Genomic DNA, 24,171 nt, shown 5'->3' on the forward strand with positions numbered 1-24,171 from the left:
TTGCTTATTTTAAATTAAAATTATTCAACAGCGATCAAATAAGGATATACCGGCTGATCGCCTTCATGGATTTCAACTTCAATATCTTCGTATTGTGCTTCTAATTGCGCACTGATTTCTTGAGCTTCCGCTTCACTGCCATCAACGCCATAAATCACGGTGACAATTTCGCTATCGTCATCAATCATCATTGATAACATCTGCATTGTTGCCGCTAACCGATCAGCCATTGCAACTTTGATTTTACCATCAATTAAGCCGATAAAATCATTTTGCTTAATGCTAACCCCATCAATTTCAGTGTCCCGGGTTGCCGTGGTCACTTGACCGCTGACCACACCGGCTAAAGCTTCGGTCATTTCTGACTTGTTTGCTTCCAAATCCGCACTAGGATTAAACGAAAGCATCGCCGTCATCCCTTGCAAGACCGTTCTTGTCCGGACAACAGCAATTGGGACATCACTGACTTCAGCTGCCTGATCTGCCGACAAGAAAATGTTACTGTTATTCGGCAAAACAATGACCCGCTTGGCATTAACCGCCGTTACCGCATCTAAAATATCTTGCGTACTTGGATTCATTGTCTGGCCGCCATTGATCACATAAGTTACGCCTAGGCTCTTGAACAGTTGCGTCAAGCCATCGCCGGATGCAATCGCAATTACGCCATAATCAACTTTTTCACGTTTTTGCTTCGTAGCGGTTTCTGCATCACTAACCACATTTTCATTTTGAATCCGCATATTGTCAATTTTAACTTTTTGCAGACTACCGAATTGTAAACCATAACTAAAGATTGCTTCGGGATGTTCCGTGTGTACGTGAACTTTGACCACTTCATCATCTGCAACAACTAATAAGCTGTCCCCAAAACCATCTAAATAATTTCTGAAATTTTCATAATCAAAAACTTGCTGCCCAGTTTTTTGAGCCGTCAAGTCAATCATCATTTCTGTACAATAACCAAATTTGATATCTGCTGTAGCGATCTGGCCAGAAACTGCCCGATGATGGACCGCATTGACCATCTCATTCATTTCAGCTTCATCCGGGGTATAAATATCCTTTTCAGCTAATTCGCCGCTGAGCCCCTCTAAAAAGCCCTCGTAGATAAAGACTAAACCTTGGCCGCCGGAATCGACAACGCCAACTTCTTTCAAAACTGGCAATAAATCCGGTGTCTTGGCTAATGCCTTTTTACTAGCTGTAATGACGGCCTTTAAAACTTCCACAGCATCGTCGGAGGAATTAGCCGCTGTATTGCCGGCTTTAGCACCTTCTCTAGCAACGGTCAAAATTGTACCTTCAACTGGTTTCATCACTGCTTTATAAGCCGTTTCTACCCCAGCCATGAATGCATCCGCTAAAGTACGAGCGGTTAATGTTGTTTCACCTTCAATTTTTTTAGTGAAACCTCTAAAAATTTGTGAAGAAATGACACCAGAATTACCTCTGGCCCCCATTAATAGCCCCTTCGCCAAAGATTTACCTAACTCGCCAACTGATTGACTTGGATTTTCATTGACGGCCTTTGCACCACTGGCAAAGGTTAGACTCATATTCGTACCGGTGTCCCCATCAGGAACGGGAAAAACGTTCAGCGAGTTGACAAACTCACTATTTTTTTTAATACGATGGGAAGCAACCCGAATCATGTCTTTGAACTTGTCCCCATTGATTTCGTTAACTTTCAAAGATGTTCCTCCTGTACACATAAACTAGGTCTAATCTAGATCTTCAGTTACTTTAACGCCTTGGACAAAAATATTTACTGCCTCAGCGTCAATCCCTAGCATACTCTGCAAATTATACTTAACATTATCTTGGACATTACGCCCAACTTCGGATAATTTTACACCATAACTGATAATAATGTAGATATTGACTACAATTTGATCTGCTTCTTGGCGTACAACCACACCACGACTATAATTTTCGTGTTTCAAAATCGTATTTAAGTTATCACGAATTTGATTTTTACTAGCCATACCCACGATACCGTAGATATCCGTGGCTGCTCCACCCACAACTGTTGCAATCACGTCATTAGAAATATCAATATCTCCATACCGGGTTTTTATTTTAACAGCCATAAAGTATCCTCCTAAACGAAAGTGTTAAAAAATTGATACTACCAACGATTTTAGCATAGCTAACCAGTTATTAAAAGAAAATTCAGCGCTTTTATTGCCCTGTCAAGTAAAAATACTTTAAAGAAAAACCTTGCAATGAAGCCGTTCTTATGATAACGTAGTTTGGTAAATATTAGATGCCTAATCATCTTACGAAGGAGGTAATGGTATTGGCTAAAGATTTTATCACTGGTCGTAAGACTCAATTTGGTAATAAACGTTCTCACGCCTTAAACTCAAGTCGTCGGACTTGGAAACCAAATTTGCAAAAAGTTCGCATTTTAGTAGACGGCAAACCTAAACGCGTTTGGGTTTCTGCACGTGCTTTAAAATCCGGTAAAGTAACACGCGTTTAATCGCAAATAAAAAGGACTCGCTATTAGCGGTCCTTTTTTTGTTGTCTTAATCCGTACTTTGAATCACACACATAACCCCATTGCTTAGGGCAAAATGAACGGTATTCCCCACAAATTCATTGCTGGCATAAGCCCGATCATAGGTCAATTTTTTATGGGTCAACCGATATTTTGCATCAAAAATATCAAAAGCATCAATCGGCGTCAAATTAATAAACGCTAAATATTTTTTGTCTTTTTCTCGATGGATCACATGCTCTCCCGCCAAGAAAAAGCGAATCGTATTTTGTTTGTCCACTAATTTTACTTTTGGCGCATAAGCTCGAAATCTAGGTTCCAACAGCATCAATAAATTCACTAAAAAGTGATCAATCCGTGCCCCAGTAGCCCCATAAATCACCACTTCATCCGCCTGTAATTTTTCAAAAGCTAACCGTAAACCTAATTCACTATCCGTATCGTCTTTTTCCGGTTGGGCATAATGAATATCGGCCACTTGCGTCTGCACTAATTTTAATTCCTCAGGCGTTAATGAATCAAAATCCCCCACCGCTAAAACCGGTAAGCGCCCTAAATTTAATAAACGTAAAGCGCCCCGATCTACCCCCAGCCAATCACCAGGAATACTTTGCGGTTGTTGCTGTAAAACAGTGGGCCATTGGGTCATTGGCCCACCTAATAATAAATTGATCCGTTTCATTCGATCAAATCCCTTAAAGTTTGAATCTGCTGTTTTGGTGAATTGGCTTCAAAGACAAAGGAGCCGGCCACAAAAACATTGGCCCCCGCTGCAGCCACTTGTTGAATGGTTTGGGCATTAATGCCGCCATCCACTTCGATGTCAAAATCTAACGTCGGTGTCGCTTGTCGTAATTGGACTAATTGTTCAATTTTTTGAATTGAAGCGGGTAAAAACTGCTGACCGCCAAATCCAGGATTAACCGTCATCACTAAAACTTGCTGTACTAATGGCAATACTTCGCTTAAAGCGGCCACAGGTGTCCCTGGATTAATCACTACGCTGGCATTAACCCCCAATTGTCGAATCATCTGCAAAGCATGGTAAATATGCGGTGTACTTTCATAATGAATTGATAAAGTATCCGCACCAGCTTTTGCAAACATTTCAATAAAGTTTTCGGGCTGAGCCACCATTAAATGAACATCCAGCGGTAATGTGGTCACTGGCCGTAAAGCCGCCACAACTTGGGGCCCATAGGCTAAATTAGGGACAAAATGACCGTCCATTACATCAATATGCAATAGATCCGCCCCGCCAGCTTCTAAGGCCGCCACATCTCTTTGTAAATTTATAAAATCAGCGCTTAATATGGATGGGGCAATTTTCATAAGCCATAAACTCCTTATTTTTTCTTATATTGATGCTTATCTTGTGCCGCAATTTCAGTTCTAAATTGTAAATAATTATCGTAACGTGCTTGTAAAATTGTACCTTCTGCAACGGCTGCTTTAACCGCACAATTAGGTTCATTGACATGCTGACAGCCTCTAAAACGACATTGATCGCTTAATGCTGCAAAATCAATAAAATGATCTTTTAGCGCCGTTAACGGAATTTGTGTGATTGACAACGATGAAAATCCAGGTGTATCCGCAATCCAACCAGCACCAACTTTCATTAATTCCACTTGACGGGTCGTGTGTTTCCCCCGATTTAAACTTTTAGAAATTTCATTGGTCGCTAGAGCCAATTGCGGTTCTAAATGGTTTAATAACGTTGATTTGCCAGCACCAGATTGGCCGGTGACCACCGCTGTTTGTGTCCCTAATTGGGCTTGCAGTGCGGTTAATTTTTCCGGTTTAAAGGCTTCTGGTGCCATAATTAACGGATAGCCAATTTTTTGATAATAGTTTAAAAACTGCTGATATTTTGCAAACTCGGTAGTACTGATTAAATCACCTTTTGTAATATAGATCAATGTTTTAATCCCAGCAAAGTGTTGGGCAATCAACAATCGGTCTAATAAATTAGCCTGAAAATCAGGCCCCTTTAAAGAGGTTACAGTAATCACTAGATCAATATTAGCTACGGGTGGTCTAACTAAGGCGTTGCGGCGGGGCAAAAGTTCTAAAATATAGCCATCTTCTAAACTGGTGGACTCAAAAATAACATCGTCCCCCACAATCGGTTTTAGCCCTTTTTTTCTAAAATTACCGCGGGCTCTCGTTTGATAGATGGTGTCCTTATTTTCAACATAATAAAAACCACCAATCAATTTAACAATTCTGCCTTGACCTTTCATAACACACTCCAATTTTTTAATAAATTAATTATCTGGCTGAACCTCATCACTAACGATCACTTCACCATCTCGAACAACCCGATAATAAGCGGTTTCATCTGATGTCTTTACGGTAAAACTCAAAGTTACTGAAGTGTCTTTTGTGATTACCAGCTGCTTGTAAACGTCATCAATGCTATGATCGGCATCCTTCACAAAAATTGTCACATAGTTTTCTTGCGCACTGCTGGTACTGCTAGTACTGCTGCTAGTACTGCTGCTGTCTGAACTGGCACTACTCGTACTGTGGCTGCTAGAAGATGACGACGATACTGCGGCTGCACTAAACGGAATAGTTATTGTCTTTGAAAAAGTCACCGTTTCCGGTTTTGTCGTTTTTTCACCTAAGGATAAAACAATATTTAAGGTACTGCCCTTACTAACCGCTGTGCCTGCCGCTGGATTTTGGGAGATGACCAGTCCTTTTTCCACATCATCTGAATATTCATAACTCAAATTCAAAGTAAGCCCATTTTCGTTGGCATAATCTTGGACACTCTTTTGTGTATAGCTGGTTAAATCTCTTAATTTAAAAACAGCTTCCCCGGTGCTCACGGTCAAAGTGATAATTGAATTTGCAGGAACAACAGCTTTGCCTTCTGGAATATCTTGTTTTACGATGGTCCCTTTGCTGTATTTACCAGAGGTAACCGCGTTCTTACGGACTGTAAAACCTAATTTTTCCAGTTTTTTCTTAACGGTCTTATAATTTTGGCCGACGTAATTACCCACATCAACTTTTTTAGGGCCTAAACTGACTAACAACCCCACCTTACTGCTTTCTTTTACAACCATACCCTCTTTAGGATACGTGCGAATAACCCGGTTTTTTTGAACGCTATCACTGTGTTGTTTAGAAATATCCCCCATCGTTAGTTGATTTGTATTTAAAGCCGTTTTAGCCTGGGATAAGGTCATGCCGGAAAGATCTGGAATACTGACATTTTTTTTCAAAGAACCGGACACAATGCCTACGGTCAAAATGATAATTAAGGCCACAATGCCACCATAAATCCAAAAACGTCTTTTTTTATAAAAAGGTTTAGCAGCCTTTTTTTGTTCTGGGGCCACCGTTTTAGTGGCCATTGTTTGGGTTTGTTCATCGGCGGCTGCTTGTACCAATTCCGTTTCGGGAATCGTGATGACTTTTGTTTCATCTAAGTTGGGCGTTGTTGGAACAAACTTGGGCTCGTTTAAGCGTTTTTTGTCCAAAGACGTTGCCAGATCGGTCCGCATTTCCAACGCAGAAGCGTAGCGGTCCATTGGGTCTTTGGCGGTGGCATGCAAGACAACATTTTCTAATGCTTGGGGAATTCTAGGATCGGCTTTTTGTACAGAAGGTATTTCACTTTGAAAATGCTTAATAGCAATGGATACAGCGGATTCGCCTTCAAAGGGCACTTTGCTGGTCAGTAATTCATACAAAATGATGCCTAGCGCGTAAATATCCGATCGTTTAGTTGCCATGCCGCCTTTAGCCTGTTCCGGCGATAAGTAATGCACCGACCCTAATAGCGTATTGGTCTGTGTCAAAGAATTGTCATGTAACGCGACCGCAATGCCAAAGTCGGCAATTTTAATATGATCGTGGTTATCGATCATTATGTTTTGCGGTTTTAAATCTCTGTGAATAATATCATGGTCATGGGCCACTTGTACGGCCGATAAAATCTGTTCCATGATATCAATGACTTTTTGATAAGGAATTGGAAAGTTTTTTTGAATATATTGTTTAAGATCCATACCCACAATATATTCCATCACAATGTAATTCATCCCATTTTCTTCGCCGATATCAAAGACTTTGATAATATTGGGATGGTTTAATTTTCGGGATGCCCGAGCTTCCCTTTGGAAACGTTTTTTAGTATTAAGATTATTTTGTAAATCCAATCGTAAAACTTTAACTGCCACTTGCTGTCCGGTTTGCTGATCGTCCGCTAAATAGACATTGGCCATGCCGCCTTCACCGATTGGTTTAGAAACTTTATAACGTCCATTTAACAAATAGCCTGGTTCCATCATCAGCTGCTCACCTCGGAATCATCATAAAGTAAGAGGGCCGTTATATTATCCAGACCGCCGTTTTCGTTGGCCATTTGCACTAACTGATCGCATTTTTCTTGTAGCGTTTTTTCAGTTGCCAATACCGTTTGAATTTGGGCATCGGTAATCATATTGGTCAAGCCATCTGAACATAGCAATAAATAGTCTTTAGCGTAACTATGGTAAATTGTGACATCCGCATCCACGTCTTTAGAAATTCCTAGAGAACGGGTGATTAAATTTTTTTGCGGATGATGTTTGGCATCTTCTGGTGTAATATCCCCATGCTTCACCAATTCGTTCACTAAAGAATGATCCTCTGTCAACTGTTTTAAAACACCATCCCGAAAACGATAACAGCGCGAATCACCGATATTGGCCACAATATACGTATCTTTAGCCATTAATACCGCCACAAAAGTTGTGCCCATGCCTGAAAGATCTGTATGATGCAACGCCTTTTCTAGTATCCGTTCATTTTCCGAATTTAACTCAAAAATCAACCAACGAATTAGTTCGTCCACGGTTTCAGAACGGTTATCTTCAAAAGTGCGGCCTAAATGAGAAACCACCATTTCAGAAGCGACATCGCCGCCTTGATGGCCCCCCATGCCATCCGCAACAATCGCAATCTCTGCGCCAGCAGCATTTTTAAAAACACCTACAGAATCTTGATTATTCGTTCGTTTATGCCCGATGTCTGTCCGATATGCGAATTCCATGGTCCCCACCTCAATTATTTCTTTTTAGGCTAGCGATAAAAAAGCCATCTGAATTAAAATCATCTGGATAAATCGTCAAATAAGCGGTTGCTCGGTCGGCTTTAACATTTTGTGCCGTATCCGTTTTTTCCAATTCAAAGTTTGGATGTGTTGCTAAAAATTGCGTGATCACTTGTTCATTTTCTTCTGAAACAATAGTACATGTACTATAAACCAAATGACCCCCAATTTTCAAAACTTTTGCTGCAGCGGCTAAAATTTCTAGCTGTAATTTTTGTAAGTTTTTGAAATCTTGCGTTTCTTTTCGGTATCTAATTTCTGGTTTTCGACGCATTAAGCCGATGCCAGAGCAAGGCGCATCTACTAAAATTTTGTCAAAGTGCTCTGGGCCAAATTTTTCAGCCACTTGCCGGGCATCTAACCGTTGTGCTGTAATTTTGTCAGCTAATTGTTGGCGCTTTGCATTTTCATTAATTAACTTGATTTTATTCGGATACTGATCTAACGCCGTAACATGGCCGTTTGCCCCGGTTAAAGCGGTGGCGATTTGGGTCGTTTTACCCCCAGGTGCCGCACAAGCATCTAAAACTTGATCGTTCGGCTGGACGTTTAAGGCAGGTACTGCCAACTGGGCACTTTCATCTTGCAACAAAATGGCTCCGGATTGAAACAGCTCGGTGGCTGCCAAATGTCCCCCTGCTGCAACTAGGCCCACTGGGGAGAGCGTACTGAGTTCCGCTGTAATCCCCGCTTCAGCTAATTGTTCTATGACAGCCGTTTGATTCGTCACGGCCGTATTCACCCGCAAACTCGTTTTAGGCGGTTGATTGATTGCTTGTAAAATTTGTTCCGTTCGAGTGGCACTAAGTTGCTGCGCCAATAGTTTGACGATAGGTAGCGGCACACTATATTGCACACTGTAACGTTGTAAAGGGTCTTTGATAATTTCAGGTTCACGCCAGCCCGCCCGTTGATAATGGCGTAAAACTGCATTGACGAGCTTGCCAATGCCGGCATGACCTCTTGTTTTAGCAATTTTGACACTTTCAAAGATTGCCGCCCGTTCTGGAATTCGATCCAAATAGTGCATTTGATAAACCGCGCTGGTTAACAAAATTAAAACCCATGGCTCTAATTTCTTAGGATTTTTTAAATACGGTTGCAGCTGAAAGTCTAAAGTCAATTTATGCTGTAAAACGCCATAAACAATTGTTGTTAATAAATTACGGTCTTGTGGCGATAATTCATGCTGCTTTAAAACTTGGTCTAATTTAAGATTAGAGTAAGCTCCTGATTCAAAAACGGCTTCTAATACTTCTATGGCTAATGCTCGAGCTGTCTTAGCGATTTGCGTCATCTCCTGTAATTAATTGATCGCCCACTTGAATGTGTTGGCCAACGCCATTTAAAAAGGCAGTGATTGGCATTTTTGCTTTGCCGGCGGGTTGTAACTCTAAAATGGCTAACCCGTTTTCAGAATCTCCTGTAGCTAAAACCAGTTGTTTTTTAGTCCGAACTAACACAGTCCCTGGCTGAGCCGTTGTCGTTACGGGTATCGGCTGCCCGAGCCAAATTTTTACCCGCTGATTTTCAAAATACGTGTAGGCCACAGGATCTGGATTTAAGCCGCGAATTTGCTGATCTAACGCAGCGGCTGATTTAGTAAAATCGAGTTTTTCCTGGTCTGCTGTCAGATTATAAGCAAAGGTCGCTTCAGCAGGATCTTGGGGCTTTCCAGTGATCGTCTGGGCTTCAATTTTAGGCAAAGTGGCTAATAAAAGATCTCGACCCACAAGACTTAATTTGTCAAATAAGGTCCCCGAAGTTTCATCTGGTGCAATGGCCACTGCTTGTTGGGCCAGCATGTCACCGGCGTCCATTTTTTTAGCCATATACATAATTGTAATCCCGGTTTCCGGTTCACCGTTAATAATTGACATTTGAATCGGTGCCCCACCCCGATATTTCGGTAATAAAGAACCGTGTACATTCACTGCTGCCAGTTTGGCCGCATTTAAAACGGACATTGGCAAAAATTGGCCAAAAGCTGCTGTAATAATAAAATCTGGTGCAATGGCTTTGATTTCATCCGCTTCAGGACTGCCCCCCATTTTACTAGGCTGCAGTACTGGTAAATTTTTTGTTTGGGCAAAAACTTTTACTGGAGAAGGTGTCAGTTTTCGTTTGCGGCCCACCGGTTTGTCCGGTTGCGTTACGACTGCTTTGACGTCATAGCCAGCCTCGATCAGCCCTTTTAAAACTACAACTGAAAAATCTGGGGTACCCATAAAAATAACAGAAGTCATTGTTTTACCTCTTCCTACATAAATTGTAATGGTTCTCGATCAATGGCGATATAAAGCTGCTTAGAAAATGAACGCTGCGTTGTCTGCAAAATATCCGCCAATAACGGCGCCAGTTTTGGTTCTGATTTATATTTCACAATAATTTGGTAGTAATAGCGATTTTTGATCCGCGCAATTGCCCGGGGCGTCGGGCCTAAAACAATTGCTTTAGCCGACAATGCCGGCTGCAGCCGTTTTAACATCTGATAAGCCGCTTTAGCTGCCTGATTTTCTTCGGGATGACTACACGATATTTGCACTGTGAAATAATAAGGCGGGTAATTGCCTTGATGGCGAATATTCATTTCCGTTGCAAAGAAATGTTCATAATCATGCCGTTTTGCCAACTGAATCGCATAATGGTCTGGATTATAAGTTTGGACAAAAACTTCGCCTTTTTTGTCCCCACGCCCAGCGCGGCCAGCAACTTGCGTTAACAATTGAAAGGTCCGCTCACTTGCTCTAAAATCTGGCAAACCTAAGGCCGTATCGGCATTAATTACGCCAACTAAGGTGACATTGGGAAAATCTAGCCCCTTAGCAATCATTTGCGTGCCCAGCAGTATATCCGCATCCCCTTGGCCAAACTGCTTTAACAAGCGTTCATACGCCCCTTTACGACGGGTTGTATCCACATCCATCCGAATAATTTTTGCTTCCGGATACATATGTTGCAATTCTTGTTCAATTTTTTCAGTTCCCGTCCCAAAATAACGAATTTTGCGGCTTTGACAATTGGGACAAGTTTTAGGAATCGGTTCTTCATGTCCGCAGTAATGGCATTTCAAACTATGGCTGCTGACATGCAACGTTAATGAAATATCACAATTGGGACATTTCACCACATAACCGCAGTCTCGACACATAACAAATGACGAAAAGCCTCGACGGTTCAGCATCAACACACTTTGTTCTTTTTTAGCCAGCCGTAAAGTAATGGCATCGGCCAACGACCTTGAGAAATCTAAATTGCGATTCTGCTGAATATTTTCCCGCATGTCCACAATGTGCACTTCTGGTAACGGGGCTTGATTTACCCGCTTTGGTAAACGCAATAGTTGATAAACCCCTTTTTGTGCCCGGGCTCTAGATTCCAACGACGGGGTGGCACTGCCCAAAACGACTGGACAATGATAATAAGCCGCCCGGTGAATGGCCACATCCCGAGCGTGATAACGAGGGGTGTCTTCTTGCTTATAACTAGATTCATGTTCCTCATCCATGATGATTAACCCGATATTTTCTAAAGGTGCAAAAACCGCTGACCGCGCACCGACAACAACTTTCGCTTCGCCAGCCTTAATGCGCCGCCACTCATCATATTTCTCGCCTTCCGATAAGCCGCTGTGCAAAACAGCTACTTGATCGCCAAAACGTTGATAAACCCGCTGAACCATTTGCGGGGTCAACGCAATTTCAGGCACAAGCATTAAAGCGGTCCGCTGATGAGTTAACACATTGGCCATTGTCTGTAAATAAACTTCTGTTTTACCGCTACCAGTAACGCCCTCCAATAAAAAGACTTGCTGCTTTTCAGCGGTACTCGCCGCGTCAATGGCAGCCACAGCTTTGGCTTGATCTGGTAAAAGGACTTGTTTTGCTTGAATTTCAGTTTGGGCTGGTAAAACCCGACGTTTCACCTCAACGGCTTCAATCGTGATCAAGTCATGTTTTTCAGCCGTTTTAAGCACACTGGCTGAAAAATCAGCTTGTAGCGTTTTTGTAAAAATAACCTTTGTTTTGGCAGTTTGCGTCGCTAAATATTGTAACAATGCCTTTTGCCGCTGTAACTTCTTAGGCAGTGTTGCTGCTTGCTGTGTATACTGGGCTGCCGTTTTATTTAAGATGACCGCCTGTCTTGTTTTAATCCGAGCTTTATTATGCACTTGGTATTCAAACCGAACGGCCCCACTATTTTTTAAGCGCACTAAAGTCGTCAATTGCGCATTGGTCAATTGATTATCGACAGTCAGTGCTTTTTTGTCATGAAATAACGCCGCTGCTTCTGGTGCATCAGGCGTCACTAAATAAGCAATTTTTTCATAGTCACCGCGCATCACACCGGGCAAAATTGTTTGTAAACAGGTAATTTGAAAAGCATACGTTGTCTGGGCCAGCCAACTGGATAAATCCAGCAATTCCGGACTTAAGATCGGTTCTAAATCAACCACATCTTTAATTGCCTTTAGACCAGTGGGCGCTTTTGCCAGCGTTTTAAGGTTGATGACAAAACCTTGCAGTGTTCGATCGCCCTTGCCAAAGCCCACGAGAACCCGCATCCCCGGTTGAACCACCGTTGCCAATGCCATTGGAATTTCATAATCAAATGGTTTATTGGTTTGCATAGCCGGTACATCGACAATGACTTCAGCAATATTGAACATTATTTCACCTCAAGTTAAATTCGTGTTGCAATCAATTCAATCAATTTTTGAGCCAGTACTGTTTTTGGCGCTTTAGGCAGTACGACTTTCGCTTCATCGGCACTAATCACAACAACTGCGTTTTCATCGCTGTTAAAGCCAATGCCAGCTTGACTGACATCATTAGCAATGACCATATCGGCATTTTTAGCTTTTAATTTTGTTTGCGCAAAAGCTTCAAGTTCCGTAGTTTCTGCTGCAAAGCCAACTAAAAATTGATTTTGTTTTTGTTGTCCTAACGTCGCTAAAATATCTGGATTTTTTACTAATGTAATTTTTTCTAAACTTTCAGCAGAATCTTTTTTGATTTTATGATCAAAAGTTTCTTCTGGCCGATAGTCCGCCACAGCCGCCGCCATAATCACAACATCCGTTTTAGCAAATTCCGCTTCAACTGCTGTCTGCATTTCTTTAGCTGTCGTTACAGGAACCAATTTCACGCCATTGGGTTTTGGTTGATGACTATTGGCGCTGATTAAAGTCACATGGGCACCGGCATAGGCTGCGGCCTGTGCTAAAGCATAGCCCATCTTACCTGAAGAATTGTTGCCGATGTAACGGACAGGGTCGATGGCTTCGCGTGTCCCGCCAGCGGTGATCACCACATTTTTATTTTTCAAGTTAGATTCACTTAGCCGACAACTTTCCAACAAAGTGATTTTATCAAAAATTTCATCTGGTTCAGGCATGCGGCCGTCACCGGCATAACCTTCTGCTAACAACCCATAAGCTGGCGTGAGAATTGCAACACCATCGGATGCCAACTGGGTTAAATTGCGTTGTGTTGCCGGATTATGTAACATTTTGCTATTCATTGCTGGGACTAAATATTTAGGACAGTCCATCGCAATTAACGTAGACGTCACTAAATCATCGGCGATACCATTGGCCATTTTACCAACAATATTTGCGGTTGCTGGTGCAATAATGGCCATATCGGCCCAATCCGCTAATTTAATATGTACTGGAGATGGATTGAGGTCGTCATTAAACATTTGCGTATAAGTATGTTCATGGATCAATGATTCAAAAACTAATGGTGTGACAAATTCTTTAGCATGCTCTGTCAAAACAACCCGCACATTTGCCCCATCTTTTTGGAAACGCCGCATTAACATCGGAATTTTGTAAGCCGCAATCCCACCACTAATAAAAATCACAATATTTCTGTTTTCAAACATCATAAATACCTCCTAATTTTTTTATAAAATATAAAAAAACTCTTCACCAAATAAATTAATCTTGGGAAGAGCCTTAAACTATTAATTAGATGAATCGTGTTTAGCTTCGCTGTCTAAGCGCTCAGCCTCTTTTTCCATCAAAATTGATTTTGGATCAATAATAACTTTACCATCCGCAATTTCTTCCATGGCTTGGCCAACTGTCTTTGGTGATTTATAATCTGACAACATTTTAACATCGCCAGCTTCTAATTCATGGGCACGTTTTGCTGCTAACACCGCCAAAGAATAACGCGAATCAACTTTGTCTAATAACTTGTCGATTGACGGATATGAAATCATCTATCTAACAACTCCTATCATTTTTTTGTACGTATCAATCACTCGAGGCACCCGTAAATGCTCGCTCTCAATAATTTTTTCAATACGATGAACCGCTAGTCCTACTTTATCATTTACCACGGCATAATCATAGTTTTGCATCATTTTTATTTCACCGCGGGCTTTTTCCAACCTTTTTTCAATAGTTGCTTCATCATCTGTGCCCCGCTTAACAATTCGGTCTCTAAGGCTGACCAAATCTGGTGGGGTTAGAAAAATGAAAACACCATCGGGACATTTCTCGCGAACTTGCATAGCACCATTGACTTCAATCTCTAAAAAGACATCCGTGCCTGAAGCTAATGTTTCGTTCACGTATCTTAAAGGCGTCCCATAATAATTATCAACATATTTGGCATATTCTAACATGCCATCATTTGCTATTTCTGATTCAAATTCTGCTTTTGTTCTAAAATAATAGTCTACCCCGTCCACTTCACCGGGCCGCATTTGCCGGGTGGTCATTGAAACAGAATATTTAAAGTTTTGTGCCTTATCTTGTAACATCGCCTGTCGAACAGTACCCTTACCTACTCCGGAAGGCCCAGAAAGGACGATTAGCATGCCGCGCTTTGACATTCTTTTACTGGCTCCTTTTTTTGTTTATTAAAACTATTTTGCACTTTTTCCGATTAATTTTCAAGAAAATTAAAAGAGTTCATTACATTTCATTTAAAATATTTTTTAAATTGGTCAATTCTTCATTGCTAAGGGTGATCCCTTTACCCATCTTTTCATGATCTTTGGACCAATCTCTTAAATCAAATTTAGGGGCGCGCTGGTTCCAAGAAACAAGGTTTAGTTCTTTCTGCCAGCCAGATTCATTTTCAGATAAAACCCCAATGTGTTCCATGATTTCATACTCAATTTTAGCCATCTTTAAAACTCCTTAAAGAACTTAATAAAATTTTTAATTGATTTTTAGAACGTGCGTTCATATAATAGAATCATAGTCAAACAAATGTTCGGAGGCCAATTATGGAAGCTAAAAAAATATTTTTACATTCAATTAGAGAAATTACCGCCAATTTAATGACCACTTATGAAAGACTAATGGATGACGAATCAACCTATTCAGCACCATCTACTTTATTAAATAAACAAATGCCAATTGCACAATTAGACTGCTTTATCAAACAAGCACAAGCTCGGAAATATACCATTCGCTTACAAACTAAGCAGCAACAAACATTAGTCGGGCGTATTGTCGAAATCACAGATCAGCAACAACTTATTTTAACCAATCGTAATCACCATCAAAATGCTTTATTGCCCCTCAATAGTGTGCAAGCCATTCAACGTCAATAATTTAATTTATCAAAAGTCAGATTAAAAATTAATTTTGAGCTGGCTTTTTTATCGTTAATTCACCTAATATTTGGCACCGTTACGGTCAGCCCCCTTGTTCATTTAAGCGCACCAGTCGTTTATTCATTCTTAAATAAGCAAGAAAATGAAAAATAATACTTGCTACTAATAAAAAGGCCCCCAGCCAAACGGACCAAAAAGTGGCTAAGATGGCTAAGCTATACATAATGACACTGCGTACTGGATCAAATTTAATGGCGGTGTAAAAAGAGGCCGCCCCAGGATTACTTTTTAATTCTGGATGACGGTGTAAATAAAGATAGACGAAAAAGAAAGTTGCCGAAATGAATAAGGCCACTAGATCATATGCCACGAAAGCCGTTTGCATATCCTGTCGATTACGACTAGTTAAAGCCGTCGCCACCAAAGATATGGGATAGTCCAATAAGGTAATGCTAAATAACATCAGTAAATTTAATAAGTTGATGTTACGATCAATTTGCCGCAGCAGACTGAAATAGTCATGGTGGAACAGCCATAATGTGCCCACATAAAAATACGAGAGACCATACGCCAAAAGCAACGGCCATTGTCCCAATAATCCGGTTAATAGGTGGCCTTCCTGGTAATTCGGGATATGAAATTCTAAGACCAAAATCGTAATTAAAATTGCAAAAATACCATCACTAAATGCTTGGAATCGTTCGAGCTTCATTGACATCCCTCCCAATAATTTCATTAGAATAGCACAATTTATCAACAATTACGAGTGGCTCGTAAAAATAAATTGTTATTTGAAATTAAAGTTCAACCGCCAATTTAGTTTTTTAATTGTGTCAGCTGTTCTTTTTCCACATCAGCTAACCGCAATAACTCATGGGCATGTTCTAAAGACAACGCCGTTATTTCAGTGCCGGCGATCATCCGAGCGATCTCTTCAACCCGCTCTTTGGCTACCAATGGCGTTACCGAAGTTGTGGTGCGATTGGCTTGAACCTGTTTTTGAATCAGCAGCTGAAAATCCGCCATAGCCGCAACTTGCGGTAGGTGGGTAATACATAATACTTGCGAGCTTTGACCAATAATTTCAATTTTGTTGGCAATCGCTTGAGCGACCCGGCCGCTGACGCCTGTATCAACCTCATCAAAAATTATACTGGTGACCCCTTCATTACGGGAAAAAATCGTTTTTATAGCTAACATAATTCGTGATAATTCCCCACCAGACGCAATTTTAGCCAGTGGCTTACTGGTTTCACCAGGATTGGTTTGTATATAAAATTCAACGCTATCTTGTCCCGTTTCCATGAAATGTGGTGTTTGGTCAGCGTCTAGAAAAACAACTGAAAATTTAGCCTTATCCATGTACAAATCTGCCAATTCTTGCTGTACGGCACTTGTTAATGCTAGGCCTGCTTGGTGGCGAACCTTGGAAAGTTTTGCTGCGGTTTTAGTCACTGCGGCTTTTGCTGTGGTGACTTGTTGTGTTAGCTCATCATTATCGGCGTCAATGTTTTCCATTTCGTCCAATTCTTTTTTGATCTTATCATAATATTTCAAAACCGCCGCGATATCTTGACCATACTTATGTTTTAATTCCGTCAAAGTTTCCAAACGCTTCTCAATCGAATCCAGACGACCCTCATCCCAAGATAGACTGTCTAACTGCCGCGAAATTTCACTGGCCGCATCTTGCAGCTCATAAAAAGCACTGTCTATACTTTCGGACAAAGCTCCATAAGCTGGGTCTAGAGCCGCAATATCTTGCATCGCGGACATGGCCACGCCTAAACGGTCAATTGTATTTTGTTCATCCCCATTTAAAGCTTGATAGCTACTGGCCAAACTTTCATTAATCCGCTGAAAATTTTCCAGCCGATCCCGTTCTGTGATAAGCTGATCTTCTTCATTTAATTGCAAATTCGCTGCTTCAATTTCAGAGGTTTGAAATTTCAAGATATCTAATCGTTGGGCCCATTCTTGCTCATGTTCTTGACGTTTTTTTAAAGTTTGACGTAATTTTTTATACTGCGCATATTGTGTTTGATATGTTTTAAGAACGGGTTTAATTTTTTTCTGGGCGAAATGATCCAATAAGCCTAGATGTTTTTCTGGATACATCAACTCTTGATGTTCATTTTGGCCATGAATATCCACCAGCATTTCACCGATATGCTTCAAAATAGTTGTATTCACTAAATGACCATTAATCCGACAGCTGCTGCGGCCATTTTGATTAATGTCGCGTTGCACTAAGATAGTGTCATCTTCTTGAGGGATGCCATAAGTTTCCAACCGTGCCTTAATTGCCGTGACATCATCCACAACAAATAAACCTTCTAAGGTACATTTCTTTGCACCAGTTCGAATAAAATCCGCTGAGCCACGACCGCCGGCTAATAAACCGACTGCATCAATAATAATGGATTTTCCGGCACCGGTTTCCCCAGTCAAAACAGTCATACCACGATTAAAATCAATCGTTAATGTTTCAATGATTGCAAAGTCATGAATTACTAATTCTTGCAACATTTATTCTCTCACCTTTTTCAAAGCATCCCTAGCGTTTAATTTTTACATCTTTTAAACCACGATTAACCCTTCAGTGACAATCTATAAAAATCTGATTAAAAAAAGAAACTGGGTCCAAAAGCCTAAGCCTTGTCTCAGTACCTTTTTAATAAATAAATCTCTAAAATTTTAAATGAAAGTTATTTGATCAGATTTAAAATTTTCTTCTGCAGCGCTTCTGCACTGGTTTCATTTTTAGCCACAATAAAAATCGAATCATCATCACCAATATTTCCAAATAATTCTGAAAAATGCATTTGATAAATTAAGCTGGAAATTGCAGCAGCACTGCCCGGTAATGTTTTTAAAAATAATAATTCATGCTGCCGAGTTAATGATACAAAAGCATCTTTTAAGGAACGACTGAGTTTTTTATCCACGTCCATCTGTCGTTCAACCGGTAGACTGTAGCGGTAGCCACCATGACTTGCTGGGACTTTAATCAATTCCATCGCTTTGATATCCCGAGAAATCGTTGCTTGAGTCACATCAAAACCTTTGTCATTTAGCAGCCGGACAAAGTCTTGCTGGCGCTGCACTTCATGTTCTCGGATCAATTGCTTGATTAAATGTTGTCGCTCGGCTCTATTCATTGCTATCACCTACTACTTACTAATTAATATATGCATATTATATCATTAATTTGGGCACAACATGATTTAAAACGAAATTTTATTCACTTTTTGTATGCTTATTCAATTCTTCATTAGTTCGATTTAACAAAGCCTCAATATCCACACCTTCCGCAATTGTCCCCGGCTCAGTGACCCGATTGCGCAGCCAAATTAAAAATTCAATGTTACCGCTGCCGCCCTTAATCGGCGAAAAATCTAAGCCTAAGACATCATAATGATGCGCCGCTGCAAACTGAACAATCATCTCTAAAACTTGACGGTGCACCTTAGGATCGCGGACAATACCGTGCTTGCCAACATTTTCTGGACCAGCTTCAAATTGCGGCTTAATCAAAGCCACTAAATCATGATCCGGTTTTAAAATCGCTGCAAGTGGCGGTAAAATCAACTTTAATGAAATAAATGACACATCCGTCACTGCAAAATCTGGTAAACCTTGTGTAAAATCTTCAGGCTTGCTATAACGGAAATTTACCCGCTCCATCACGGCAACTTTGGGATGTTCCCGTAGTTTCCAAGCCAATTGGTTATAGCCCACATCTAGGGCATAAACTAATTTGGCACCGTTGCGCAAAGAGACATCCGTAAAGCCCCCCGTAGAAGAACCGATATCCAGCACCACTTTGTCAGTAACATCAATCTTAAATACTTTTAAAGCCTTCGCCAATTTTAAACCGCCGCGACTGACATAAGGTATCTTGCGGCCTTTGAGCTGCAACTGGGTATCTCCAGGAATTTTGACCCCTGGTTTATCTAAGCGTTGATTGTTTTGATCATATATTTCTCCGGCCATCACCGACCGTTTTGCCTGTTCACGGGAATCAAACAACCCTTGGGCAACTGCTAAAACATCTACACGTTCTTTTTTCATCGCACCTGCCTGAAATATTCAAAATAACTATCTAACAACGTTAAATCCGGTCCTGAAATGCTATTTAAAGCGGTTTTAGCTTTAGTTAACGTTTGTGTCAAATACGCTTTGGCCGCCTCAAGTCCTAACATCGTTGCAAAAGTGGCTTTCTTTTCAGCGGTGTCTTGACCGCTTTCAAAATCACTGATGTCATCAGCAATTTGAAAAGCCAAACCAAAATTGCGGGCAAAAACCGTTAAAGCTTCGTATTGCTGGGCATCTACTTTGGCGATCGTTGCCCCCATCAAAATAGCACTTTGCAATAACGCAGCTGTTTTTTGCAATTCCATTGTTTCTAAAGTGGTTAAATCAATCTTTTCACCGGTTGTTGTAATGTCGGTGTATTGACCCGCGACCATCTGGCTTGGGCCAGCAGCTTGGCTCAATAAAGCAACCAGCTTAATCCGAATCGCTGCATCAAATTCACTGCGGCTCAGCCATTCAAAAGCCACCGTCAACAGCCCGTCCCCGGCTAAAATAGCTTGGGCTTCACCGAATTTTTTATGATTTGCTAATTGCCCCCGACGATAATCATCATTATCCATAGCTGGTAAGTCATCATGAATTAACGAATAAGTATGCACTAATTCTAAAGCAGCTGCCGGTAAATAGCTTGCTTTTGTAAGCGTTCCAAAACTAGCCACCGTGCTCAATAGTAATAATGGTCGCAAGCGTTTGCCACCAACACCGATAGAATATTGCATCGCTGTTTTCAACGTCGGATGTGACACCGTCTGTCCCATAGTCTGTTCAATTGTCTGCTCTAATGTGGGTAAAACCTGCTTGGCGAAGTCTTGATAATTAAGCATCATGGTCTACCGTATTTTCCGTATGTTCAGGGGATTCAAAATCAACGATTTCACCGTTATCGGTCATGACTTTAGTCAGCGTTTCTTGAACGCTAGTCAATGTCTGTTCCAAAGTTTGACTGAGCTTTACCCCAGTTTGAAATTGCGCTAATGCCTCTTCTAACGGCACATCGCCTTGTTCCAAGTTGGCAACAATTTTTTCTAACTGTGCTAAATTTTCTTCAAATGTTGGTTTTTTAGTCATTATCTTCCATCCTCTTGATTTGTGTGACTTGTGCCTTTAAAGTACCGTCTTTTAAGTGAACTTCAATTGTATCTTTGGGCTGAACTTTTGTTACAGTAGTCACAATTTCTTGAGCGACTGTTGTATAGCTGTAACCCCGACCTAAAATTTTTAAAGGGCTTAAATGATCTAAACCTTGAATTTGCGTCTGCACTTGTAGCTGGCGTTGCTGCAAGTACCGCTGAAATTGCTTATACAGGTTGGTTTCACTTTGCTGTAACGCTTTTTTCTGTGTCAAAATCTGCTGATCTAAATGTAATAGCTGTAAGCGTTGGCTTAAATTAGCTACTTTTTGCTGTTGCTGCTGAACTTGTGCAGCTGTTAATTTGATTAAATTATTTTTTGCCAGATCCAAGCGCTGACTGTAATTTTCGTACAATCGTTGCGGCTGCTGCAGCACGTAACTCTGGGTTAGGCGCTGCACATGCTGTTGCTGGCTGATAAGCTGCCGTTTTAAGACTTGTATCAATCGCAAGCGCAGTTTTTGAATATTGAGTAATTCATCTTCTAAAACTGGGGTTGCCAATTCAGCTGCAGCTGTTGGCGTTGCCGCGCGCACGTCAGCTGCCAGATCGCTCAGTGTTGTGTCTGTTTCATGACCGACAGACGAAATAATCGGAATTGCACTGTTAGCAATTTCACGAACAACAGCTTCTTCATTAAAAGGCCAGAGATCTTCCAATGATCCACCACCGCGGCCGATAATAATCGTATCAAATCCACCAAGCAGTTTAATTTCTTTTAACCGGGCTACTAGACTGTCCTTAGCTTGATCCCCTTGAACAACTGCCGGGAATAAAACCAATTCCACAATGGGGTAGCGCCGTTTAACCGTCGTCATGATATCTCGAATCACGGCGCCGCTGGGACTGGTTACAACTGCAATCCGCTTAGGAAAACGGCTTAAAGGCCGTTTTTCTTGCGAAAAAAGACCTTCTTTTGCTAATTTTTCTTTTAATTGCTCGTAGGCTAAATACAAGGCCCCTAAGCCATCAGGCATGATTTGTTTCACGTAAATTTGGTAGTTACCTGTTGGTTCATAAACAGAAATTCGGCCGGTAATTAAGACTTGCATGCCAGTTTCCAATTCAAATTTAACTTTTTCAAAATCAGATTTAAACATCACCGCATCAATTTTTGCATGGGCATCTTTTAAACTGAAATACTGATGTCCAGGCCGCAGCCGAAAATTAGAAATCTCACCCTTTAAAAAAATTTGATCTAAGTAAGGATCCACTTCAAATTTGCGTTTGATATATTGGGTTAACGCTGTGACGGTTAAATACTTATCGCTTGTTTCCTGTGTCATTGAGTGCCCTTCTTTTGGCGATATTAATGGTTTGCTGCATCAACATTGTAATGGTCATTGGGCCAACACCACCAGGAACGGGGGTAATCAAACTGGCTTTATCAAAGCAATCTTCATAGTCCACATCGCCGGTTAATTTATTATTAATATCCCGATTCATACCAACATCTATCACAACAGCGCCGGCTTTAATATCTTTCGCCTTAATGTATTCACTTCTACCAATGGCAACGACTAAAATATCGGCTTGCTGTGTAATTTCTTGTAAATTTTTAGTTTGTGAATGCACGATAGTTACTGTGGCATTGGCATTAAGCAACATTGCAGCCATTGGTCGACCAACGATTGTACTGCGGCCAATAATGACGGCATTTTTCCCAGTAGGATCAACGTTATAAAATTCAAGCATCTTCATGATGCCAAACGGCGTACTCGGCACAATTTCAGCCCGGTTGCTCCAAAGTTTGCCCACATTCACTGGATGAAAGCCATCCACATCTTTTTCAGGTGTAATACTATCCAAAACAGCTTCCGCATTAATATGACTTGGTAAAGGCAGCTGCACTAAAATACCATCAATTTTTGGATCATGATTTAATAAGCTGATTCGTTCCAATAATTCTAACTGCGTTGTTTCAGTAGACAAACGAATCACAATTGAATTAATGCCAATTTTTTCTGCTTTACGGTGTTTATTACGTACATAAATTTGACTGGCATCATCTTCACCGACAATAATCACTGCTAATCCCGGTACAATGCCATTTTCTTTAAGTGCTTGAACATCCCCAGCCATTTGCGTAATGCAATGTTGTGATAGGGCCTTACCATCTATTATTTTAGCCACGTTTTAATCCTCCAGAATAATTGATATGTCCTTTAGTATACCAACAAAGCCAGCTTAGCGCCTAGACTTTAGTTTGTAAAAAACATTCGTTAAAAATTACGCAAAAAAACTCAAAAGCAATCAACGTTGCTAAAAAAATAAGAGGCTCGTCGACAAATAAAATTGTCATAGCCTCCTTTTTTAATCATTTATTGAATCTTTTGTATCGACATAATTGGATAAGACACCGTTAATAAACTTACGGGAGGTATCATCTCCAAAATCTTTGGCCAATTCAATCGCTTCATTAATCGCCACTGGATTAGGCAGCTGGGTTTCTTCTAAAATTTCAAATAACCCTAACCGTAAAATTGTCAAATCCGTACGGTTTAAACGTTCTAACCGCCAGCCATTTTTTAAGTTAACTCTAATTTTTTCATCCAGTTCCGTCTTATGGGCTAGGACACCTGTCACCAAAGCGGTTAAATAAGGTGGAATCTCTAAAGGGGCCAACTCATCATCTTTAATATGTTGCACAATGACCCAGACCTTTTCGATAGCTTCTTTAGCATCCACGTCTGTCCCATCGGCGACCATGAACAAAACTTGAAAGGCAACTTTTCGAATATTATGTTGGTTTACTTCCATTAATCTTGAGCTCCATCTTCTGTAAGTGTTGCATCGGCAGCTGTATCTTCAGCTTCATCATCGTTATCGTTAAACAACGTACTTGGATCTAATTTTTGTGCTTCTTTTTCTGGAATTAAGCCAACGACGTGAATGTTGATCTCATCTACTTTTAAATCTGTCATATAAAGTAGTTGTTCTTTTAAAGCTTGCTGCAATGCCACTGCAACTTTAGGAACGGAAACGCCATAATTTAAATAGGCATAAATATCAACAATTAAACGACCATCTGAAATCTTAATCGTCACGCCTTTACCGCGATTGACTCGGCCGAATAATTCATTAATATTGTTGGTTAATGTGCCCCGCATTTCATAAACGCCATCAATTTGACTAGCTGCGATTCCTAAAATGATTTCTAAGACCTCTGGTGCAATCTCAATGCGTCCTCGACCGTCTTCTTGAGCCTGCACAATAATATTTGTATTTTCAGTCATCATTAAACTCCAATCTAGATCTTAATTGATCAGCTTTTCCTGTATTGTAGTCTTTATATTATAACATTTTCAACAAAACAATGCAGTTTAATCATAGCAAGCCAACCGCTATGATTGCAAGCTTTCTCAACAAAAAAGTCGATAAAATTAGCCTATTTTCGTATAAAAAAAGAGTTTGACACGAATTGGTCAAACTCCAAAAATTTATTAATCAGCTACTGGGTAAACTGAAACTTTCTTTTTATCTTTGCCAAGACGTTCGAAACGTACGATACCTTCAGCAGTTGCGAATAAAGTATCGTCACCACCACGGCTTACATTAGTGCCGGGATGAATTTTAGTACCACGTTGACGGAAGATAATAGAACCAGCAGTTACACGTTGACCATCTGCTGCTTTAGCGCCTAAACGACGACCAGCAGAGTCACGACCGTTAGCAGTAGAACCGCCACCTTTATGATGGGCGAAGAATTGTAAATTCATTTCTAACATAAGTTTCACCTCCAA

General features: G+C 40.7%; 27 protein-coding genes. 2 read left to right on the top strand and 25 right to left on the bottom strand.

Going from position 1 to position 24,171, the window contains the following annotated elements; all coding sequences use genetic code 11:
- Positions 1-20 precede the first annotated feature (20 nt).
- A complete protein-coding gene (locus EKM93_RS03335; protein WP_125713069.1) occupies positions 21-1,694 on the bottom strand; it encodes a DAK2 domain-containing protein in 1,674 nt (557 codons plus the stop codon).
- 30 nt (positions 1,695-1,724) lie between these two features.
- On the bottom strand, positions 1,725-2,093 hold the full coding sequence (locus EKM93_RS03340; RefSeq protein WP_125713071.1) for an Asp23/Gls24 family envelope stress response protein: 369 nt from the start codon (positions 2,091-2,093) through the stop codon (positions 1,725-1,727).
- 209 nt (positions 2,094-2,302) lie between these two features.
- Between EKM93_RS03340 and rpmB the strand changes: the two genes are divergently transcribed.
- Positions 2,303-2,488: a 50S ribosomal protein L28 gene (gene rpmB / locus EKM93_RS03345; RefSeq protein WP_125713073.1), complete on the top strand. Its 186-nt coding sequence runs from the start codon at positions 2,303-2,305 to the stop codon at positions 2,486-2,488.
- 46 nt (positions 2,489-2,534) lie between these two features.
- On the opposite strand, the gene EKM93_RS03350 is transcribed toward rpmB, so the two are convergent.
- The 12 genes from EKM93_RS03350 to EKM93_RS03405 all read right to left on the bottom strand — a co-directional run bounded on the left by EKM93_RS03350 (position 2,535) and on the right by EKM93_RS03405 (position 14,766).
- Positions 2,535-3,188, bottom strand: coding sequence for a thiamine diphosphokinase (locus tag EKM93_RS03350; protein WP_125713075.1), 654 nt, complete (start codon positions 3,186-3,188; stop codon positions 2,535-2,537).
- Positions 3,185-3,838, bottom strand: coding sequence for a ribulose-phosphate 3-epimerase (gene rpe / locus EKM93_RS03355; RefSeq protein ID WP_125713077.1), 654 nt, complete (start codon positions 3,836-3,838; stop codon positions 3,185-3,187). The genes EKM93_RS03350 and rpe overlap by 4 nt, the downstream gene beginning before the upstream one ends.
- A 14-nt stretch (positions 3,839-3,852) precedes the next feature.
- The gene (gene rsgA / locus EKM93_RS03360) at positions 3,853-4,752 is read right to left on the bottom strand and encodes a ribosome small subunit-dependent GTPase A (RefSeq protein WP_125713079.1); all 900 of its coding nucleotides are present in this window, start codon (positions 4,750-4,752) and stop codon (positions 3,853-3,855) included.
- Between the two features lie 24 nt (positions 4,753-4,776).
- Positions 4,777-6,816 (bottom strand): Stk1 family PASTA domain-containing Ser/Thr kinase, encoded by a 2,040-nt coding sequence (gene pknB, locus EKM93_RS03365; RefSeq protein WP_125713081.1) that lies wholly within the window; start codon positions 6,814-6,816, stop codon positions 4,777-4,779.
- Positions 6,816-7,559, bottom strand: a complete 744-nt coding sequence (locus EKM93_RS03370; RefSeq protein ID WP_125713082.1) for a Stp1/IreP family PP2C-type Ser/Thr phosphatase — start codon at positions 7,557-7,559, stop codon at positions 6,816-6,818. Before EKM93_RS03370 ends, pknB begins: the two co-directional genes overlap by 1 nt.
- A 10-nt stretch (positions 7,560-7,569) precedes the next feature.
- A complete protein-coding gene (rsmB, locus tag EKM93_RS03375; protein WP_125713084.1) occupies positions 7,570-8,916 on the bottom strand; it encodes a 16S rRNA (cytosine(967)-C(5))-methyltransferase RsmB in 1,347 nt (448 codons plus the stop codon).
- Positions 8,900-9,865, bottom strand: a complete 966-nt coding sequence (gene fmt, locus EKM93_RS03380) for a methionyl-tRNA formyltransferase (protein WP_125713086.1) — start codon at positions 9,863-9,865, stop codon at positions 8,900-8,902. Before fmt ends, rsmB begins: the two co-directional genes overlap by 17 nt.
- Before the next feature lie 14 nt (positions 9,866-9,879).
- The gene (gene priA, locus EKM93_RS03385) at positions 9,880-12,288 is read right to left on the bottom strand and encodes a primosomal protein N' (protein ID WP_125713088.1); all 2,409 of its coding nucleotides are present in this window, start codon (positions 12,286-12,288) and stop codon (positions 9,880-9,882) included.
- Positions 12,289-12,302: 14 nt separating this feature from the next.
- A complete protein-coding gene (coaBC, locus tag EKM93_RS03390; protein WP_125713090.1) occupies positions 12,303-13,508 on the bottom strand; it encodes a bifunctional phosphopantothenoylcysteine decarboxylase/phosphopantothenate--cysteine ligase CoaBC in 1,206 nt (401 codons plus the stop codon).
- Between the two features lie 81 nt (positions 13,509-13,589).
- Entirely contained in the window at positions 13,590-13,850 is a 261-nt protein-coding gene (rpoZ, locus tag EKM93_RS03395) for a DNA-directed RNA polymerase subunit omega (protein ID WP_125713092.1), read from the bottom strand.
- Positions 13,851-14,468, bottom strand: coding sequence for a guanylate kinase (gene gmk, locus EKM93_RS03400; protein ID WP_125713094.1), 618 nt, complete (start codon positions 14,466-14,468; stop codon positions 13,851-13,853).
- Positions 14,469-14,550: 82 nt separating this feature from the next.
- On the bottom strand, positions 14,551-14,766 hold the full coding sequence (locus EKM93_RS03405) for a YdbC family protein (RefSeq protein ID WP_125713096.1): 216 nt from the start codon (positions 14,764-14,766) through the stop codon (positions 14,551-14,553).
- Between the two features lie 101 nt (positions 14,767-14,867).
- Between EKM93_RS03405 and EKM93_RS03410 the strand changes: the two genes are divergently transcribed.
- Complete coding sequence (locus EKM93_RS03410; protein WP_125713098.1) at positions 14,868-15,197, top strand: hypothetical protein; 330 nt, start codon at positions 14,868-14,870, stop codon at positions 15,195-15,197.
- An 85-nt stretch (positions 15,198-15,282) separates the two neighbouring features.
- On the opposite strand, the gene EKM93_RS03415 is transcribed toward EKM93_RS03410, so the two are convergent.
- From EKM93_RS03415 to rpmA, 11 genes are all read right to left on the bottom strand, one after another.
- Positions 15,283-15,912 (bottom strand): TMEM175 family protein, encoded by a 630-nt coding sequence (locus tag EKM93_RS03415; RefSeq protein ID WP_125713100.1) that lies wholly within the window; start codon positions 15,910-15,912, stop codon positions 15,283-15,285.
- Between the two features lie 104 nt (positions 15,913-16,016).
- Positions 16,017-17,729 (bottom strand): DNA repair protein RecN, encoded by a 1,713-nt coding sequence (gene recN / locus EKM93_RS03420; RefSeq protein ID WP_125713102.1) that lies wholly within the window; start codon positions 17,727-17,729, stop codon positions 16,017-16,019.
- A 179-nt stretch (positions 17,730-17,908) separates the two neighbouring features.
- Entirely contained in the window at positions 17,909-18,361 is a 453-nt protein-coding gene (locus EKM93_RS03425; protein ID WP_125713104.1) for an arginine repressor, read from the bottom strand.
- 79 nt (positions 18,362-18,440) lie between these two features.
- A complete protein-coding gene (locus EKM93_RS03430) occupies positions 18,441-19,274 on the bottom strand; it encodes a TlyA family RNA methyltransferase (RefSeq protein WP_125713106.1) in 834 nt (277 codons plus the stop codon).
- Positions 19,271-20,122 (bottom strand): polyprenyl synthetase family protein, encoded by an 852-nt coding sequence (locus tag EKM93_RS03435; protein ID WP_125713379.1) that lies wholly within the window; start codon positions 20,120-20,122, stop codon positions 19,271-19,273. The genes EKM93_RS03430 and EKM93_RS03435 overlap by 4 nt, the downstream gene beginning before the upstream one ends.
- The gene (locus EKM93_RS03440; RefSeq protein ID WP_125713108.1) at positions 20,115-20,366 is read right to left on the bottom strand and encodes an exodeoxyribonuclease VII small subunit; all 252 of its coding nucleotides are present in this window, start codon (positions 20,364-20,366) and stop codon (positions 20,115-20,117) included. The genes EKM93_RS03435 and EKM93_RS03440 overlap by 8 nt, the downstream gene beginning before the upstream one ends.
- The gene (xseA, locus tag EKM93_RS03445) at positions 20,359-21,714 is read right to left on the bottom strand and encodes an exodeoxyribonuclease VII large subunit (RefSeq protein ID WP_125713110.1); all 1,356 of its coding nucleotides are present in this window, start codon (positions 21,712-21,714) and stop codon (positions 20,359-20,361) included. Before xseA ends, EKM93_RS03440 begins: the two co-directional genes overlap by 8 nt.
- Positions 21,692-22,561 (bottom strand): bifunctional methylenetetrahydrofolate dehydrogenase/methenyltetrahydrofolate cyclohydrolase FolD, encoded by an 870-nt coding sequence (gene folD / locus EKM93_RS03450; protein WP_125713112.1) that lies wholly within the window; start codon positions 22,559-22,561, stop codon positions 21,692-21,694. Before folD ends, xseA begins: the two co-directional genes overlap by 23 nt.
- A 180-nt stretch (positions 22,562-22,741) precedes the next feature.
- A complete protein-coding gene (gene nusB / locus EKM93_RS03455) occupies positions 22,742-23,188 on the bottom strand; it encodes a transcription antitermination factor NusB (protein WP_125713114.1) in 447 nt (148 codons plus the stop codon).
- The gene (locus tag EKM93_RS03460; RefSeq protein ID WP_125713115.1) at positions 23,188-23,664 is read right to left on the bottom strand and encodes an Asp23/Gls24 family envelope stress response protein; all 477 of its coding nucleotides are present in this window, start codon (positions 23,662-23,664) and stop codon (positions 23,188-23,190) included. Before EKM93_RS03460 ends, nusB begins: the two co-directional genes overlap by 1 nt.
- A 207-nt stretch (positions 23,665-23,871) precedes the next feature.
- Positions 23,872-24,156, bottom strand: coding sequence for a 50S ribosomal protein L27 (rpmA, locus tag EKM93_RS03465; RefSeq protein ID WP_125713117.1), 285 nt, complete (start codon positions 24,154-24,156; stop codon positions 23,872-23,874).
- Between the last annotated feature and the right edge of the window lie 15 nt (positions 24,157-24,171).

Source organism: Agrilactobacillus yilanensis, assembly GCF_003946725.1.
Classification (GTDB): Bacteria; Bacillota; Bacilli; order Lactobacillales; family Lactobacillaceae; genus Agrilactobacillus; species Agrilactobacillus yilanensis.

Bases quoted from the DNA above. Each gene is read 5' to 3' on its own strand.
- pknB (WP_125713081.1), bottom strand. From the start codon at position 6,816: ATGATGGAACCAGGCTATTTGTTAAATGGACGTTATAAAGTTTCTAAA.
- EKM93_RS03340 (WP_125713071.1), bottom strand. From the start codon at position 2,093: ATGGCTGTTAAAATAAAAACCCGGTATGGAGATATTGATATTTCTAAT.
- EKM93_RS03425 (WP_125713104.1), bottom strand. From the start codon at position 18,361: ATGAATAGAGCCGAGCGACAACATTTAATCAAGCAATTGATCCGAGAA.
- rpoZ (WP_125713092.1), bottom strand. From the start codon at position 13,850: ATGATTTCATATCCGTCAATCGACAAGTTATTAGACAAAGTTGATTCG.
- EKM93_RS03370 (WP_125713082.1), bottom strand. From the start codon at position 7,559: ATGGAATTCGCATATCGGACAGACATCGGGCATAAACGAACGAATAAT.
- recN (WP_125713102.1), bottom strand. From the start codon at position 17,729: ATGTTGCAAGAATTAGTAATTCATGACTTTGCAATCATTGAAACATTA.
- EKM93_RS03350 (WP_125713075.1), bottom strand. From the start codon at position 3,188: ATGAAACGGATCAATTTATTATTAGGTGGGCCAATGACCCAATGGCCC.
- EKM93_RS03415 (WP_125713100.1), bottom strand. From the start codon at position 15,912: ATGAAGCTCGAACGATTCCAAGCATTTAGTGATGGTATTTTTGCAATT.
- rpmA (WP_125713117.1), bottom strand. From the start codon at position 24,156: ATGTTAGAAATGAATTTACAATTCTTCGCCCATCATAAAGGTGGCGGT.
- fmt (WP_125713086.1), bottom strand. From the start codon at position 9,865: ATGACTTCTGTTATTTTTATGGGTACCCCAGATTTTTCAGTTGTAGTT.
- EKM93_RS03440 (WP_125713108.1), bottom strand. From the start codon at position 20,366: ATGACTAAAAAACCAACATTTGAAGAAAATTTAGCACAGTTAGAAAAA.
- EKM93_RS03435 (WP_125713379.1), bottom strand. From the start codon at position 20,122: ATGCTTAATTATCAAGACTTCGCCAAGCAGGTTTTACCCACATTAGAG.
- gmk (WP_125713094.1), bottom strand. From the start codon at position 14,468: ATGTCAAAGCGCGGCATGCTAATCGTCCTTTCTGGGCCTTCCGGAGTA.
- rsgA (WP_125713079.1), bottom strand. From the start codon at position 4,752: ATGAAAGGTCAAGGCAGAATTGTTAAATTGATTGGTGGTTTTTATTAT.
- EKM93_RS03405 (WP_125713096.1), bottom strand. From the start codon at position 14,766: ATGGCTAAAATTGAGTATGAAATCATGGAACACATTGGGGTTTTATCT.
- coaBC (WP_125713090.1), bottom strand. From the start codon at position 13,508: ATGTTTGAAAACAGAAATATTGTGATTTTTATTAGTGGTGGGATTGCG.
- priA (WP_125713088.1), bottom strand. From the start codon at position 12,288: ATGTTCAATATTGCTGAAGTCATTGTCGATGTACCGGCTATGCAAACC.
- nusB (WP_125713114.1), bottom strand. From the start codon at position 23,188: ATGGAAGTAAACCAACATAATATTCGAAAAGTTGCCTTTCAAGTTTTG.
- rsmB (WP_125713084.1), bottom strand. From the start codon at position 8,916: ATGACGCAAATCGCTAAGACAGCTCGAGCATTAGCCATAGAAGTATTA.
- rpe (WP_125713077.1), bottom strand. From the start codon at position 3,838: ATGAAAATTGCCCCATCCATATTAAGCGCTGATTTTATAAATTTACAA.
- EKM93_RS03460 (WP_125713115.1), bottom strand. From the start codon at position 23,664: ATGACTGAAAATACAAATATTATTGTGCAGGCTCAAGAAGACGGTCGA.
- EKM93_RS03410 (WP_125713098.1), top strand. From the start codon at position 14,868: ATGGAAGCTAAAAAAATATTTTTACATTCAATTAGAGAAATTACCGCC.
- EKM93_RS03430 (WP_125713106.1), bottom strand. From the start codon at position 19,274: ATGAAAAAAGAACGTGTAGATGTTTTAGCAGTTGCCCAAGGGTTGTTT.
- xseA (WP_125713110.1), bottom strand. From the start codon at position 21,714: ATGACACAGGAAACAAGCGATAAGTATTTAACCGTCACAGCGTTAACC.